Genomic DNA, 15,865 nt, shown 5'->3' on the forward strand with positions numbered 1-15,865 from the left:
CGGCCAGCCGCAGTGGCCGGTAGCCGTCGGTGTCGAGCTGGGCGAGTTCTCCGTCGATGTCGACGGAGTGGGTGCCGTAGAAGTGCACGTTCTCGTAGTGGGTCCGCCCTGCGGTGGCGGGACATCGCCGTCCAGCACACCGCCTCCGACACCGGCCACGGCAGATGCGAGTCCCGCTCGCTCAAGACCTGCGCCATCGCCGACGAACTCGGCGGGATCGCCCTCCCCCACGCCCGCCTGGCCATCCACATCCACCGGGTGTGCGAAGCAACCGCGGTTCGCGGATGACTGACGGTGGATTCCCGGGTCGGCGCCGTCGGACGCCGCCACCGGCCTTCCGGTCAGCTCTGCGCCGCCGGTCGGCGGGTCAGCGTCATGGTGCGGCGGGTCAGGGGGCGGCCGTCGCCGGTCGGCGGGAGGAGGACGAGGTCCAGGGTGACGGGGGTCGTGGTGCCGGTGTCGGCGGGCGGGAGGTCCAGGCCCAGGTGGTAGTCGCGGGACTGGTTGTCGGGGGCGTCGACGGGGTACTCGAAGGCGCCTGGTGCGATCGGGTAGCCGCGGTCGGACAGGTCTTCGACGCCGGGGGCGACCTGCCGGAAGAGGCGCGGCCGGGTGCCCTCGGGGGCGGTGACCCGTAGGGCGAGGTCGCGGTGGACGGTCCGGCGGGTGCTGTCGAGGAGCGCGGCCAGTTCCCCGGAGAGGCCCGCCCGGCCGGCGGGCGCCGACGACGGTGCGGCGAAGATGTCCAGGGTGCCGTTCAGAGCGCGGGTGAGCGACGCGAGCTGACTCACCTCCCAGGCGGTGCCGATGCCCCGGGCGTGGCAGACGAAGCGGCCCGCGCACGAGGCCAGCGCGGCGGACAGTTCGTCCGGGCTCTCGGCCGAGGCCTTCATGTCCGACAGGAGGATCGCGGTGCGCACCGCCTCGGGATGTCCCGCGAAGAGGCGGTCGGCCAGCCGTATCCAGCGGCCGAAGGCCGCTGCCCGCACGGGTTCCAGAGCCGAGAGGGCGGCGTCCGCCTCGGCCTTCGTCACCGCGTTCGCCCGGACGGCGCGCATGCTGTCGGGGTAGAGCATCCGCGCGTACTCCGAGCCTGCCACCAGGGCGAACGAGACGCCGTCGTCCAGGCCGGCGACGGCCTCACGGAGGGCTCGGACGACCGCGGCGAAGTCCGGTCCGGGCAATTGAGCCGACAGGCCGGTCAGGAAGACGACGGTACGGGGCACCGGCGCCGCCACGTCGGCCGGGGCGGCGCCGGTGCCCCGTACCGTCACCAACAGGTCGAGGTCCGTGACGCCGGGAGCGAGGTACCCGCTGTGGAACACCTCGAGGACCGGCCCGGACGCGTCGACCGGCGTACGGACGGCGGGCGCCGGCAGCGGTTCGGCCGCGGGCGGACGGTCGGTCGGCGCGAACCGCGGACCGGGCGTGGCCGGACGGACCGGGGAGGGGCGGACGGGGGAGGCTCCGGCCGGCGGGGAGACGGGCCGGTCCGCCAGGGCACGGAGGAGGTCGGCGACGGCACCCCCGTGGGCGGGGCGGTCACCGGGGTCCTTGCTGAGCAACCGCGTGACCAGAAAGTCGAGTTCGGCGGGCAGACCCGGACGCCGTTCCGACAGGCGCGGTGGCGGTGCGTGCAGGTGACGCAGCATCACCGCCCGGAAGTCCCCCGGCACGGTGAACGGCGGCCGCCCCGTGAGCAGGGCGAACAGCACGCACCCCAGCGCGTACAGGTCGGCCCGCCCGTCGACCCGCTGTCCCAGGCACTGTTCGGGAGCCATGTAGTCGGGTGTCCCCATGACGCTGCCGTCACGGGTCAGACCGGAGTCCGCCCGTACGAAGCCGGCGATGCCGAAGTCGCACACCTTGACCCGTCCGCCGGGCAGCAGCATGAGGTTGGCGGGTTTGACGTCCCGGTGGACGACGTCCTGCCGGTGCGCGTACGCGAGGGCGTCGGCGGTCTGCGAGGCCAGGCCGACCGCCCTGTGCACGGGCAGCCCGGTCGGCTGCTCCCGCAGGACCGCCGCCAGATCACGCCCGTCCAGCAGTTCCATGACCAGGTGCAGCTGCCCGTCCTCGGCGCCGCTGTCGAAGACCTGCGTGATGCCAGGGTGCTGGAGCTGTGCCGTCACCCGGGCCTCACGCCGGAAACGGCCCGACAGATCGCTGTCATCGGCCAGCTGCGCGGGGAGGAACTTGACGGCGACCCGCCGCTCGAGCCGCGGATCGTAGGCCCGCCACACCTCACCCATGCCGCCGCGTCCCAGCAGCGCCTCCAGCCGGTAACGCCCCCCGACCCGCGTCCCCACCCCGTTCACGCTTCTCCCTTCCCTCCCGGGGCCGTTCAGGGCCTGCGGTCGTGGAAGGTGCGGCGCAGGTCGTTCACCCAGGCGTCGGGGTTCTCCCAGGGGATGAAGTGGCCGCCGTGGTCGTGGGCGTTGACGTTGACGTGGTTGAACCAGGCCGCCTGCGGGCCGTTCTCGAACGCGCGGACGCGCTCGTCGGCGGTATGGATGCCGGGCGGGTTCTCGTACGTGACGAAGGTGAGGCCGACCGGGGCCTGCACGACCGGGGTGCGGTCGTGGGCCGGGGTCCAGGGGTAGCGGTTGGCGTTGGCGTAGTAACGCATCGACGTGGCGATGGAGTTGTTCGCCCAGTAGATCGTGGCGTGGGTGAGCAGGTCGTCCTTGGTGAAGACGGACTCGAGGTCGCCGCCGTTGTCGCTCCAGGCGTTCCAGCGCTCCAGCAGCCAGGCGAGCAGCCCTGCGGGTGAGTCGCTCAGTGCGTGGGCCAGGGTGGCGCCGTCGAGCATGTGCACGGCCAGATGGGACGCCGAGCGGTGGTCCAGCTCGACGACGCGGGCCCGGACGTCGGCGGGCTGGTCGTCGGTGAGGGGCCGGTTGCGGGCGAAGTCCCAGGCGCGGGGGCCGGTGAAGAAGTCGAGCGGCAGCCCGGAGCCGATGTGGATGCCGTACAGCTCGTCGGCGTACTTGTGGCCGAGCTGGCTGGACACGATCCCGCCGATGTCGCAGCCCCCGGCGGCGTACTTCCGGTATCCGAGGATCTCGGTCATCAGGGTGTGCCAGAGGTCGGAGACCTTCCAGAAGTTGACGTCCGGAAAACCGGTGAGCGGGCCGGGGAAACCGAAGCCGGGCAGCGACGGCACGATGACGTCGAACGCGTCGGCGGGGTCACCGCCGAACGCGGCCGGGTCGGCGAGCGGGTCGATCACCTTCGACCAGTGCCAGAACGTCCACGGCCAGCCATGGGTGAGGATCAGCGGGACCGGGCGCGGGCCGCGGCCGGCCCTGCGCATGAAGTGCACCGGGACACCCGCGACGTTCACCCGGTAGTGCTCGTAGGCGTTGATGGCGGCCTCGGCCTTGCGCCAGTCGTAGCCGTCCCGCCAGTGGGCGACCAACTCACGCAGACAGCCCGCCGGGACGCCGTAGGACCAGTCCTCGTTCCCCTCGTCCAGCGGCGGACGGGTCGAGGCGAGACGCGCGCGCAGGTCGTCGAGGACCTCGTCGGACACATGGATCGGGGCGGGCTCCAGAGGGAAGGCGCGCGGGGTGGTCATGACGTGGTTCCTCCGGGCCCGTTCCTGAAGTCGAAGTCGTGGTCATGCTATCCATCAACTCCGCTACGCCCAGCAGTGTTCGGGACCGGAACCAGGCGCCCAGGGCGTGCACACCGGTGGTCACTTCCGCCGCAGGTGCGCGCAGGCCGAGGGGTTGACAGCTGCTCGCGAATAAGTGCCCATAAGTGTCTTTTAGGTGCTGTGAGTGCTGTATTGTCTTGTGTGTGAACCTGACGGAATGGGCACGCGCACAGGGGATTGCCCCGCGTACGGCCTACCGCTGGTTCCGTGAGGGCACGTTGCCGGTCCCTGCGGAGCGAGTGGGGCCGCGCACGATCCTGGTGAACATCGACGCGAACACCTCACCGTCCGTGACCGGTGGCGTTGGCCTGTATGCCCGCGTCTCCTCGCACGACCAGAAGGCGGACCTGGAGCGGCAGACCGCCCGCTTGTCGGCGTGGGCCGCAAAGGCCGGACACAAGGTCGTCCGTGTCGAGTCCGAGATCGCCTCGGGCATGAACGGCGCCCGTACGAAGGCCCGTCGCCTGCTGGCCGATCCGGCGGTGACCACCGTGGTGGTGGAACACCAAGACCGCCTCGGCCGCATGAATGTCGAACTCGTCGAAGCCGCCCTGTCTGCCACCGGCCGCCGCCTGGTCGTTCTGGATGACGGTGAGGTCGAAGACGACCTGGTGCGCGACATGGTGGAGGTTCTCACCTCGTTCTGCGCCCGCCTGTACGGGCGCCGGTCAGCGAAGAACCGAGCCAGGAAGGCGCTTGAAGCGGCGGCTGCTGATGGCTGACAAGAAGAAGCAGCTTCGCACCATCGAGGCGCCGTTCGTCGCTCTCGGCCCGTCCGGGGTGGCGATTCGCGACCGCCTCAAGCACCTCACGCCCGAAGACGAGAAGGTGTTGCGCCTGGTTGGGGAGCACCAGGGCCGTCTGGCATCTCTCGATCTCAAGGCCCGCTGCGAGGCCGGGCACGAACACGACAATGACGCCTGGGCAGCCCGTAAACGGGACTTGACGGAACAGTCCTCCTCGCGTATCGCCGGGACGATCACCAAGGCCACCCACGACCAGTACGGCCTGGCCCGCCGCTGCCTGCTCGCCCACATCCAGAACCTCGAAGCGGGCATCAAGACGCTGCGGCACCGCCTGTCGTTGCCGATCGGCGAGAAGGGCACCAAGCGGGCACCGGGCGGCTACCGGTCCAAGGGCGAGTGGTTCCACAAGTCCCGCCGACTGGCGACGCTGGAACATCGCCTCGACGTGACACGCGACAACTGGAAGACCGGCCGTGTCCGCGTTGTGCGCGGTGGCCGGCGGCTGCTCAAGAACCGGCACAACCTCCAAGCCGCCCAGCTCACCGAGCCCCAGTGGCGGCAGCGCTGGGAAGCCGAACGCCGGTTCCTCGCCGCCGATGGCGAGTCCGGCAAGAGGTTCGGCAACGAGACGATCCGCGTCACCCCGAACGGCGAGGTCAGCATCAAGCTGCCCGCGCCGCTCGCCCATGTGGCCAACAGCAGGCACGGCCGGTACGTGCTGGCCTCAACCGTGCGATTCGCGCACCGGGGCGAGGAGTGGGGCGACCGTATCGAGGCGAATCGGGCTGTCGCCTACCGCATCCACCTGAACGTGGAACGTGGCCGCTGGTACCTCACCGCGTCGTGGACCAGACCCGTGGTGCAGACGATCCCGCTTGAGGCCGCACGGGCTGAGGGCATGGTCGGTGTGGACACCAACGCGGACCACTTCGCCGCCTACCGGCTCGACCGGCACGGCAACCCGATGGGTGATCCGCGCCGCTTCCACTACGACCTGTCGGGCACCGCCGATCACCGCGACGCCCAGATCCGGCACGCCCTCACCCAGCTTCTGTACTGGACCAAACAGGCCGGGGCGAACGCGGTCGGCATCGAGAACCTGGACTTCGACGCCGAGAAGACCCGCGAGAAGCACGGACGCAAGAAGCGGTTCCGGCAGCTCATCTCCGGCATGCCGACCGGCAGGCTGAAGGCCCGCATCGTGTCGATGGCCGCCGAGCACGGCATCGCCATCGTGGCCGTAGACTCGGCCTACACCTCGATGTGGGGCGACCAGCACTGGCGTAAGCCCCTGACCAGCGAGACTCGCAAAATGACTCGCCATGACGCCGCTTCGGTGGCGATTGGCAGGCGCGCCCTCGGGCACCCGATCCGGCGACGGACGGCACCGCCCCACGCCGACCAGAGCGATCGTCGTGGGCATCGGACCGTCCAGGCCGATCGAGGTGGCCGGGAGCGTGAGGAAACCCGCCCTCCCGTCACGGAGCGTGCGCACGATGCACGTCGCCGGACCGGGACAACGAGAACGCGGAGGACCAGCGCATCCAACACCGTTCGGGATACGCGCAGTTCCGGGACGTGGGTCCAAGACTCACTCCTGAACACTGTTTAGGAACGGTAGGTGTCGCAGTAGCTCTTGTACTGCCGTACGGAAGTGGCCTCCAGCACGGCGTGTGCGACGGCCCTGGAGAGGGTGTCGGCCGCTGCGGAGCCGATCCGGGTGAGCGCGTGTGTGTCGTCCGGCTCGTCGTTGGACAGCCGGCGGCCGGTGCCGGTGGCCACCGAGAAGACGGTGTCGCCGTCGGAGAGGGTGTGCGAGGGATCGATCGCCCGCGCCAGTCCGTCCTGCGCCGCTGCGGCCATCCTGGTCAGCGCCGCGTTGGTCATGCCCGCGCTGGTGGCGACGATCGCGATCGTGGTGTTGCGGCCCCGGCCCGCTCCGGCGGCCTGCGGCATCCCCGCGACCGGCCGGCATTCTCTGCGGGAGGGTGTCCGCAGCCCCGCGAACTCGTGACCGATGCCCAGCGCGGCCCCCAGCAGGGTGCAGTCTCTCGGATCCACGGCGCTCCCGGGGGCGTTGACCACGACGAGTGCCCCGACGACGGTCCCGTCGGCCAGGACGACGCTGGCCGTTCCCACGCCTCCCTTTCGGGTGGCACCGCGACGTCGCCCGCCTGCCCTGCGCCGAGGCCGAGCACCAGATACCGGTCGCCGCCGGTTCGGCCGCCGGGGAAGTCCCACATGGTGCGCCCCAGCGTGTTGCGCCACCGTCGCAGCAGCACGTCCCGGTACACGCCGGCCTGGTAGTTCGGCTCGTCGAAGGCGAACGCGCGGGCAGCCGCGGGATCGGTGAGACCGAGGATGTGCACGCTGCCGGTGACCGCGCCGCCGTCGTCGGTGAGGGTCGGGCCCCGGGCGATCATCTCCTTCGCGTACCGGTCCATGTAGGACCAATGCTCTTTCAGCAGCTTGTCACGCAGCGGCAGGGAGCCGGGCCGGTCGCGGTGGTAGCAGAGAAATTCCACGACCTCAGGGTCTCTCCGAGGAGGGGACCGGGGCGAGCGGGTTTCACTGGTGATGACTGCGCGGCGACCTCACCCAGATGCATGCCCCTGCCGACTGCGCACAGCGGACAGCCGTCCTCCCGTTCCCGGCGGCGGATGATCGCGCGGCGGATTCGAACTGCAGACTCGCAGGGCGGCGTGGCTTGCGCGGAGCGGACGGGCGCGGTGTATTTTTGTGTGAGCACGAAGCCCCCGCCACGGCCGGTTACCCGTGACAGGGGCTCCAGCTCACCAGGAGCTCCGCTGTAGACCCCTAATTGTGCTGGGGGTCTCCAGCTACCTGGTGAGCCACCAGAGCGTCCACCTCCTCACCCGTCCGGCCTGGTGCTCCGGCAGAAGCCGGAGCAGCCGGGCGGCGAAAGTCGGTTTCGGCCTGGCATGACGACCCACAGGCGCGCCTCCCTTTCCATGGGGAGACGGCTGTCTGAGACCCGGAGCCGCTCCTCGTCGGGCCGGGCCCCGAGGAGCAGGGGTCCGGAACAAGGGAGGCGCGCCCAGAGGGCGTCATGCGGGTGACTATACCGCCAACTCCGGGTCAAAAAGGGACACTTCACCCTTGGGTCGCTTGAGCGAATTCACCGGCCGACGGGTGCCGCCGGACGGCGCCGAGGTCAGAACCCCTCGACGTAGACCGCCGTCCCCGTCTTCCGTGCCGTGTCGATCGCGTTCAGGCGGTTGAAGGTCACCGGCTTCATCTCGTGGCGCCATTCGTCGAGCGTCGCCACGCGCCACTCGGTGTGCTCGTGGGTGAGCCGGACCCGGGCGATCTGGGCGGCGGTGAGTTCGCCGCCGTCGAAGATGAAGCCGATGTGGTTCGCCGGCCAGGTCTCGTGCCGGGGGATGAAATGGACGCCGAGGAGACGCTGCGGGCCGTCGAAGACGAGGCCGGTCTCCTCCAGGGTCTCGCGCCGGGCGGCCTCCCAGGGCGTCTCGCCGCGCTCCATGTTGCCGCCCGGCCACTGCCAGACGGCCGGGTCGTTGTACGAACGCAGCTGGAACGGACGGCCGTCGGTGTCGGTGAAGTACAGGCAGGCGTAGGACGAGGCGCGCGCGATCGTCTCGATGTACTGCTCCGGCGGGAGCCAGTTGTCCGTCATGGCCGTCATTGTGGCCCGGCCGCCGCTCACTCCGCCCACGCGGGCCGCTCCGTGATCGTCAGGACCGCCGCACTGCACAGCCAGCCCGGGGCCTGGGAGAAGAGGACGACGTTGTCGCCCGGCGTCAGCCTGCCGGTGCGGACCATGTGCTCCAGCGTGATGAAGACGTCCGCGCCGCCCACATGGCCCACCGAGCGGCCGAACTCCCAGCCGCAGCGGGTCATCGGCAGGCCCAGCGGCATCATGATGGAGTACTCGATCATCCGGCCGTCCATGTTGATCGGGATCACCATGGCCAGGTCGGAGGCGTTCAGGTCGGCGTCCACCAGGGCGCGGTGGATGATGTCCAGGCCGAAGAGGGTCAGCTTCTCCATCGTCTCCGACAGCGGCATCCGCTGTTCGAACTGCTCCGCCCGTTCCACCATGCCGGACGCGGGGCCGTTCTCCGCGCGCAGCAGGAGCGGGCCGTCGCCCCGGTGCCAGGACTCCAGTTCGTGCAGCACGCCCGAGTGCAGCGACCGTACCTCCGCGAAGCCCGGCTCGTCGCTCACCAGGGCCGCCGCCGCGCCGTCGCCCAGGATGTACGCCTGGCCGAAGCCCTTCCAGCGGTCCATGTCCGGGGAGGAGAAGTTCTCGCCGGTCGTCAGCAGGACGGCGCCCGCCTCCGCCGGGCCCGTCAGCTTGCCGATCGCCACCTCCAGCGCGCTCAGCATGCCGTCGCAGCCCTGCCGCAGGTAGAGGGCGGGGACCGTCGGCAGGCCCAGCTCGCGCAGGATGTAGCCGGGCGGGTACGAGCCGTCGGGGCCCTGGTAGTGGACCGCGCTGTGGACGTGCGCCCCGATGTCCTCCGGGTCGATCTTCGAGCGGTCCAGTGCCGTACGGGCCGCCTCCACCGCCATGTCCATCGCCGGTACGTCGCCCGCGATGTGCACGCCCGTCAGGCCGTTCGCCGCCTGCACCTCCGCGTCCAGCTTGCCCGCCGCCACCGCGTCCGCCGCGCTCGCCCACTCGTGCAGGACCACGCCCAGCGACTCGATGTGCACGTTCTCGACCCTCATCGGGCCCCTCCTCTGCGATCGGCTACGACTGGTGGGACCGGCTGCGGCCGGCCGTCACCGGCAACGACTGACTCCGGCCGGCTGTCCCGGCTGTGATCAGCGGGCGAGTAACTGCTTCTTCAGGTGGCGGGCCAGCGCCGCCGGGGTCGCGTAGTCGAACACCACCGCCGCGGGCAACGGCAGTCCCGTCGCCGCCACCAGCGCGTTCCGTGCCGTCAGCGCCGTCAGGGAGTCGAAGTTCAGGTCCCGTGTCTCACCGTCCGCCGGTATCCGGTCACCGCCCGGCAGACCCAGCGCCGCCGCGAACCGCGCCCGCACCAGGTCGAGCACGGCCTCCTCCTGCTCCGCGTCCGACAGTGCCGCCAGCCGGTGCCGCAGGCCCGACGGGTCGGCCAGTTCGTCCCGCGCCACCCGGCGTGCCGTACCGCGCACCAGGCCCCGCCGCAACGCCGCCGAGCCGGACAGCGGGCCGTCCGGGCCGGCCGGCGCGACCCCGTCGAGGCCGGTCCGGGCCGCCGTCACCGCCGGGCGGTCCAGCGTCCGCGCCGCGTCGAAGAGATCCCGTGCCTCGCGGGAGGCGAACAGGTCGGCGGTACGGATCGACACCGCCGGGACGCCGGACGCGTACAGGCGCGTCGCCCACGCGTCCAGGAAGGCCGCCGCCGCCTCCGACACCAGGCCGGGGGAGGCGGAAGCGGGCGCGGGGGACGTGATGACCACCTCCGCGGGCTCCACGAGCGGCAGCGCCAGCGCCGTGTCCACCATCGGGCGCAGCACCTCGTCCACGTCGTCGTCGGCCGCCGGGTCCACCGACGTCATGAACAGCACCGCCGACGGCGGCACCGTCCCTCGCGCGGCATCCGGCCCCGAACCTGGCCCGGGCCCCGGCCCGAACTCCGGCTCCGATTCCCATTCCGCCACCGTCACCGGTGCTCCCACCGCCCACAGCTCCGTCGCCGTGTCCACCGCGCCCTCGCCCACGACCAGCAGCGGGCCCGCGGCCGCCGCGGCGCCGGCCGCCCGCGGCGGTGCCACCCGCTCCGTACGCGGTACCCGCGCCGCCCGGCCGCGCAGCGCCAGCCGGGGTTCGCCCGAGGCGAGCGCGTCCGGCAGGATCCGCCACGCCCGTTTCGACGCGTCCGTGTCCACCAGGACGAAACGGCCGGGGGCCCTGTCCTGCGCCGCCCCGACCAGACCCCACACGGCGGCCCCCGGGAGATCGAGGTCCTCCGAAGGGCCCCACGCGGGAACGGAGTTCTTCGTCAGGACGACCAGCCGGGCGTCCGCGAACAGCGGATCCGCCCAGTGCCGCGCCCACTCCAGGCCCTCGCGCACCGCCCCGCGGACCGCCTCCGCGAGCTCACCGGAACCGGCCCGGTCGGCGCAGGTGACGACCACGACGTCCGGTGCCGCCGCCGTCCCGTCCGCCACCGCCCGGGCCAGGGCGTCCAGGCCGGGATACGTCTCCGCGTAGCGGCCCGCCGCCATCAGGCCGGACCTGGCGCGCAGGGAGTCGTCACCCACCACCGCCCACCGCTCACCGGAACGGCCCTCGCGGGAACGCCCCGCGCCGTCGACCTCCAGCGGACGGTCGTCCCACACCTGCGCGAACAGCCCGTCCTGCTGGGCCGCCGAGGCACGCGCCAGTGCCGCCGCCGTCGTACGGCCGGAGGTCACCGACTCCGCCGTGAGCACCGGATCGCCCGCCGCGTCGGCCGCCTCGATGCCGAAACCGCCGTCGGGACGGGGCCGTACCCGCACCCGCAGCACCGACGCCCCGGACGCGTACAGCGCCACCCCGTGCCAGGAGTGCGGCCACCACAGGCCGTCGTCGAACACCGGTACCACCGGGTCCACCGCGTCGACCGGGTCCACCGGCGTGTGCAGCAGCGCCGGGCTCAGCACGGCGTCCAGCAGCGCCGGGTGCAGGCCGAACAGCGTGGCCTGGCCGCGGCCGCCGTCCACCAGCGCGACCTCGGCGAACAGTTCGCCGTCGCGCCGCCAGACCGAGCGCAGTTCACGGGGGACGCCGTCCGCCGCGGTGCCCAGTTCGTCCGCCGGGACCCGTTCGGCACCCGCCGGAGGCCATACGGACAGGTCGGCGGCGGGCGGGACCGCCGGTCCCGGGGCCAGCAGACCCGTCGCGTGGCAGGTCCACGGACGTCCGGCCGCGCCGTCCCCGCCGTCGCGGCGGGCGTGCACCGTCACGGTGCGTACGCCGTCGTCCACGCCCCGCGCGCCCACGGTCACCCGCAGCTGCACACCGTCCTCTTCGGGCAGCACCAGCGGCTCGGCCGTGGCCAGCTCCAGCAGCCGCCCGCAGCCGACGTGATCGCCCGCGTGCAGGGCGAGTTCGGCCAGCACGGACGGGAGCACGACCGGAACCCCGGCCAACGTCCGCGAGAGCGGCGGGACATCCGGGTCCGTCAGGCCCGGCAGACGACCCGAGAGCAGCACACCGTCACCCTCGCCGGGCAGTTCGACCGTCGCCTGGAGCAGCGGATGCGTACCGTCCAGGAGGCCCAGTTCCAGGGCCCCTTCGTACGACCGCGAGGTCTGCGCCGGCTCCTGCGCCTTGCGCCACAGCAGCCGGCCGGGCAGGCTGCCGAGCCGCCTGCGGGCGATCTTCCCGGCCGCGTTGCGCGGCACCTCGTCGATCTCGTGCAGTTCCTCGGGGAGTTTGTACGACGACAGCTCCGCCCGGCACGTCGCCAGCACCGACTCCGTGTCGATGCCGCCGGACCCGGGCCGCGCCACGAGATACGCCACCGGCACCTCGCCGAGCGCCTCGTCCGGCCGGCCGCCGACCGCCGCGTCCGCGATGCCGTCGACCCGCAGCAGGACCTTCTCGATCTCGCCCGGGTGGATGTTCTCGCCGCCGCGGATGATCAGTTCCTTCACCCGGCCGGTGATGGTGAGATACCCGGACTCGTCCAGCCGTCCGATGTCACCGGTGCGGTACCAGCCGTCCGCCAGGACCTCCGCCGTGGCCTCCTCGCGCCGGTGGTAGCCGCGCATCAGCGCCGGGCTGGACACCCGGATCTCGCCCTCGGCGCCCTCCGGGACCTCCGCCCCGGTGCGCGGGTCGGTCAGCCGGAGCTCCAGCCCCGGCACGGGGAGCCCGCAGGAGCCGGGAACGTACGGCCCCTCGGGCAGGTTGGTGGTGATCGCGCCGCCGGTCTCGGTACTGCCGTAGCTGTCCAGCAGCGCGATACCGAAGGCGGCGCGGAAACCCTCGTGCAGGGCCACGGGGCACGACGAGCCCGCGACCATGCAGACCCGCAGCCCGGCCGGGATCCCGAACGCTCCGGAGCGGGCCAGCTCGACCATGTGGTGGTACATCGTGGGGACGCCGACGAGGAACGTCGAGCCCTCCTCGCGTGCCGTGCGCAGGATGTCGTCCGCGGCGAGACCGTCCGTGATCCGGACCGTCGCGCCGACCGCCACCACGCCCAGCACACCCACGTTGTGCGCGACCGCGTGGAACAGCGGCATCGGCCACAGCACCCGGTCCTCCGGGGACAGCCCCAGCACCGGCGCCGTGCACGCGCCGGTCGCCCACAGCGACGAACGCTGCGTGGAGACCACGCCCTTGGGGCTTCCGGTGGTGCCGGAGGTGTAGAGCATCCAGGCCGGCTCGTCCATGCCGAGGTCGTCGCGCGGCGGGTGCCGTATCGACCAGGTGGTGGCCAGGGACTCGTAGTCCGGCACCCCCTCGGCGGCCCCGGCCCCGGCCCCGGTCCCCGGCGTCGCGGAGTCCGGTACGACCACCACCCCGACGCCCGGCCGGTCCACCAGCACCCTCTGCACCTGCGGGAGCTGGGCGATGCCGGTGATCACCATGCGCGCGGCGCAGTCGTCGAGCAGATACGCCAGCTCGGAGTCCGAGGACTGCGGGTTGAACGGCACGCCGATCGCCGCCGCCCGGGTGACGGCGAGGTAACTCTCCACCGTCTCGACGCGGTTGGCGAGATAGATCACCGCCCGCGCGCCGCGCTCCAGGCCCAGTTCCGCGAGATGTCCGGCCAGCCGGGCGGTGCGCCCGGCGAGTTCGGCGTACGTCACCGAGCGGCGGGCGTCGGCGAAGGCGATCTGCTCCGGCCGTGACTCCGCGTGCCCGGTGAGCAGTTCGTGCACCGGCCGCATCAGGTCGGCCCGGAAGACAGCCGGCCGGCCGCTCCGGGCGCCGGTACGGGCATCGGGACGAACGCCGGACCGGGCGTCGGGCCCGGCGTCGGTACCGGCGTCGGGCCGGCCGTCGGTAAGGGCGTCGGTACGGGACATCTCGCTGACGTGACTCGCGCTCATCCGCGCTTCTCCGCTCCTCGAACTGCTCGCGGTTCAGGCGCCCGACGAGCGGTAACGGCGTACCGCCAGCGTCCGGCAGACCAGGGCGATGACGACCGACCAGGTGACGGACACGACCACCGAGTGCTGGGCGGGCCAGGCGGTCGACGTGTGCAGTCCCGGATTGCCGAACAACCGGCGTGCGGACTGCACCGTGGCGCTGAGCGGGTTCCACTCCGCGGCCCATCGCAGCACCGTCGGCAGGGTGGACGGCGCGACGAACGCGTTGGACAGGAAGGTCAGCGGGAACAGCCACAGGAAGTTCCCGGTCGCGGCGGCCTCCGGGGCCCGTACCGACAGGCCGATCAGGACGCCCACCCACGACAGGGCGTACCCCATGAGCAGCAGCAGCGCGAAGCCGGCGGCGGCGTACAGGAGTCCGCGGTGGATGTGCCAGCCGACGATCACGGCGCAGCCGATCATCACGGTGATCACGATGATGTTCTGCACCATGTCCGCCACCGTGCGGCCGGTCAGCAGCGCGCCCCGGGCCATCGGCAGCGAGCGGAACCGGTCGACCATGCCGCTCTGCAGGTCGTTCGCCATGCTCACGCTGCTGTTGCTGGCGGTCGCGAAGGCGATGGTCTGGGCGAAGAAGCCCGGCATCATGTACTCGCGGTAGACGGAGGGGCCTGCCGCGCCGGGCAGGCTGAAGGAGCCCGCGAAGATGTAGGCGAACAGCAGGACGAAGATGATCGGCTGCACCAGGGTGAGGATGAGCACCTCGGGGACGCGGATCATCCTGATCAGGTTGCGGCGGGTGACCACGACGAGGTCACGGACCGCCTTGGCCGCGGAGGCGGGACGCAGGAGTGCGTCGGCCGGGGCGGGAACGGCGGCGGCCTCGGAGGTTCCGGGACGCAGGGCCCATGACATGGTCGTCACTCCTTCTCGCTGGACGCGCTGAACGCACCGGACACCGCGGACGCCGCGGACGCGCTGGACGCACCGGCGACCGCCAGCGCGGGACCCGTGGCGGGACGGGGCGGCTCGGCCTCCGCGCGCCCCGGTTCCGTCAGGGCCAGGAACACCTCGTCGAGGGTCGGCCGGCGCAGGCTGATGTCGCTGATCTCGATGCCGGCGCCGTCCAGCGCGCGGACCACCTCGGTCAGCAGCCGCACCCCGCCCACCACCGGCGCGGAGACCAGCAGCCTCGCCCGGTCCACGTCCGGGGTGCGGCTGCTGTGGCGGGCCAGCAGACCGGCGGCGCCGTCGATCTGCTCGCCGTGTTCCACGACGATCTCGATCTGCTGCCGGCTGGTACGGGCCTTGAGCTCGCGCGGGGTGCCGTGGGCGATGATCCGGCCCTGGTCGACGACGGCGATGTCCTGCGCCAGCCGGTCGGCCTCCTCCAGGTACTGCGTGGTCAGCAGCAGCGTGGTGCCCTCGCCGACCAGCCGGTCGATGGCGTCCCACAGCATGAGGCGGCTGGTGGGGTCCAGTCCCACCGACGGTTCGTCGAGGAACATCACCGGCGGCCGGACCACCAGCGCCCCGGCGAGGTCGAGGCGGCGGCGCATCCCGCCGGAGTACGTGCTCGACATCCGGTCGGCGGCACCGGCCAGATCGAACTGGGTGAGCAGTTCCTCGGTGCGCTGCCGGGCCGCACGCGGCCTCATGCCGTACAGCTCGGCGAGCATGCGCAGGTTCTCACGACCCGTCAGCCGGTCGTCGACGGCGGCGAACTGGCCGGAGAGACCGATGGAGCGGCGCACCAGGTCAGGGCTGCGGACCACGTCGTGGCCCGCGACCGTGGCGGTGCCCGCGTCCGGCCGCAGCAGCGTGGTGAGCACCCGGACGGTGGTGGTCTTGCCCGCACCGTTGGGGCCGAGGAGCCCCAGCACGGTGCCTTCCGGGACCGTGAGATCGACTCCGTCGAGGGCCCGGAGCTCCCCGAAGGTCTTGACGAGGCCCTCGGCGTGGATGGCGCCCGGCATGGCTTCTCCGTCCTGTCTGTGCTTGCCGCGTTAAGGGGTCCGGCGGGCGCTCAGGTCGCCGCGATCAGCTTCAGCTCGGGGTGCGCGGTGCCGCCCTCGATGGCCACGGACGAGATGTGCGAGACGATCCGCTCGTCGACCGGGTCGTTCGCCGGGTCGTCGTTCACCGCGAGGTACTCGTACGTGGTGGAGCGCTGCGCGGGCACCCGTCCGGCGCCGCGGATCAGCGTGATCAGTTCCATCAGGTTGGAGCGGTGCCTGGCCCCGGCCGACGAGACGACGTTCTCCTCCAGCATCACGGAGCCGAGGTCGTCGGCGCCGTAGTGCAGGGTGAGCTGGCCGATCTCCTTGCCGGTGGTGAGCCAGGAGCCCTGGATGTGGGCGACGTTGTCGAGGAAGAGGCGGGCGACGGCGATCATGCGGAGGTATTCGAAGATGGTGGCCTGGGTGCGGCC

The 15,865-nt window shown here is 72.1% G+C and carries 9 protein-coding genes and 2 pseudogenes; 2 read left to right on the plus strand and 9 right to left on the minus strand.

Annotated elements, in window-relative coordinates:
- Positions 1-341: 341 nt before the first annotated feature.
- Together ABZ862_RS37585 and ABZ862_RS37590 are read right to left on the minus strand one after the other, a co-directional pair.
- A complete protein-coding gene (locus ABZ862_RS37585; protein ID WP_360968857.1) occupies positions 342-2,318 on the minus strand; it encodes a protein kinase in 1,977 nt (658 codons plus the stop codon).
- A gap of 26 nt (positions 2,319-2,344) precedes the next feature.
- Entirely contained in the window at positions 2,345-3,580 is a 1,236-nt protein-coding gene (locus tag ABZ862_RS37590) for an epoxide hydrolase (RefSeq protein ID WP_360968860.1), read from the minus strand.
- A 224-nt stretch (positions 3,581-3,804) separates the two neighbouring features.
- On the opposite strand from ABZ862_RS37590, the gene ABZ862_RS37595 reads away from it, so the two are divergent.
- Complete coding sequence (locus ABZ862_RS37595; RefSeq protein WP_360968863.1) at positions 3,805-4,383, plus strand: IS607 family transposase; 579 nt, start codon at positions 3,805-3,807, stop codon at positions 4,381-4,383.
- A complete protein-coding gene (locus ABZ862_RS37600) occupies positions 4,376-6,019 on the plus strand; it encodes an IS200/IS605 family accessory protein TnpB-related protein (protein ID WP_360968880.1) in 1,644 nt (547 codons plus the stop codon). The genes ABZ862_RS37595 and ABZ862_RS37600 overlap by 8 nt, the downstream gene beginning before the upstream one ends.
- Here ABZ862_RS37600 and ABZ862_RS37605 read toward each other — a convergent pair.
- The 7 genes and pseudogenes from ABZ862_RS37605 to ABZ862_RS37635 form a co-directional block, all read right to left on the minus strand.
- Positions 6,016-6,932, minus strand: a pseudogene (locus tag ABZ862_RS37605) (P1 family peptidase); the annotation flags it as partial. The gene ABZ862_RS37600 and the pseudogene ABZ862_RS37605 sit on opposite strands and share 4 nt — an antisense overlap.
- Before the next feature lie 650 nt (positions 6,933-7,582).
- Positions 7,583-8,068, minus strand: coding sequence for an NUDIX hydrolase (locus ABZ862_RS37610; RefSeq protein ID WP_360968865.1), 486 nt, complete (start codon positions 8,066-8,068; stop codon positions 7,583-7,585).
- A 26-nt stretch (positions 8,069-8,094) separates the two neighbouring features.
- Positions 8,095-9,126: a ketoacyl-ACP synthase III family protein gene (locus ABZ862_RS37615; RefSeq protein ID WP_360968868.1), complete on the minus strand. Its 1,032-nt coding sequence runs from the start codon at positions 9,124-9,126 to the stop codon at positions 8,095-8,097.
- A gap of 96 nt (positions 9,127-9,222) precedes the next feature.
- On the minus strand, positions 9,223-13,434 hold the full coding sequence (locus ABZ862_RS37620; protein WP_360968871.1) for an AMP-binding protein: 4,212 nt from the start codon (positions 13,432-13,434) through the stop codon (positions 9,223-9,225).
- 33 nt (positions 13,435-13,467) lie between these two features.
- Positions 13,468-14,349 (minus strand): ABC transporter permease, encoded by an 882-nt coding sequence (locus tag ABZ862_RS37625; RefSeq protein WP_360968874.1) that lies wholly within the window; start codon positions 14,347-14,349, stop codon positions 13,468-13,470.
- Positions 14,350-14,354: 5 nt separating this feature from the next.
- Complete coding sequence (locus ABZ862_RS37630) at positions 14,355-15,410, minus strand: ATP-binding cassette domain-containing protein (RefSeq protein ID WP_360968877.1); 1,056 nt, start codon at positions 15,408-15,410, stop codon at positions 14,355-14,357.
- Between the two features lie 50 nt (positions 15,411-15,460).
- Positions 15,461-15,865, minus strand: a pseudogene (locus tag ABZ862_RS37635) (dehypoxanthine futalosine cyclase); the annotation flags it as partial.

Origin of the sequence: Streptomyces sp. NPDC047000, from assembly GCF_040644295.1 — a bacterium.
GTDB lineage: Bacteria > Actinomycetota > Actinomycetes > Streptomycetales > Streptomycetaceae > Streptomyces.

Bases quoted from the DNA above. Each gene is read 5' to 3' on its own strand.
- ABZ862_RS37590 (WP_360968860.1), bottom strand. From the start codon at position 3,580: ATGACCACCCCGCGCGCCTTCCCTCTGGAGCCCGCCCCGATCCATGTG.
- ABZ862_RS37625 (WP_360968874.1), bottom strand. From the start codon at position 14,349: ATGTCATGGGCCCTGCGTCCCGGAACCTCCGAGGCCGCCGCCGTTCCC.
- ABZ862_RS37610 (WP_360968865.1), bottom strand. From the start codon at position 8,068: ATGACGGACAACTGGCTCCCGCCGGAGCAGTACATCGAGACGATCGCG.
- ABZ862_RS37600 (WP_360968880.1), top strand. From the start codon at position 4,376: ATGGCTGACAAGAAGAAGCAGCTTCGCACCATCGAGGCGCCGTTCGTC.
- ABZ862_RS37630 (WP_360968877.1), bottom strand. From the start codon at position 15,410: ATGCCGGGCGCCATCCACGCCGAGGGCCTCGTCAAGACCTTCGGGGAG.
- ABZ862_RS37620 (WP_360968871.1), bottom strand. From the start codon at position 13,434: ATGAGCGCGAGTCACGTCAGCGAGATGTCCCGTACCGACGCCCTTACC.
- ABZ862_RS37615 (WP_360968868.1), bottom strand. From the start codon at position 9,126: ATGAGGGTCGAGAACGTGCACATCGAGTCGCTGGGCGTGGTCCTGCAC.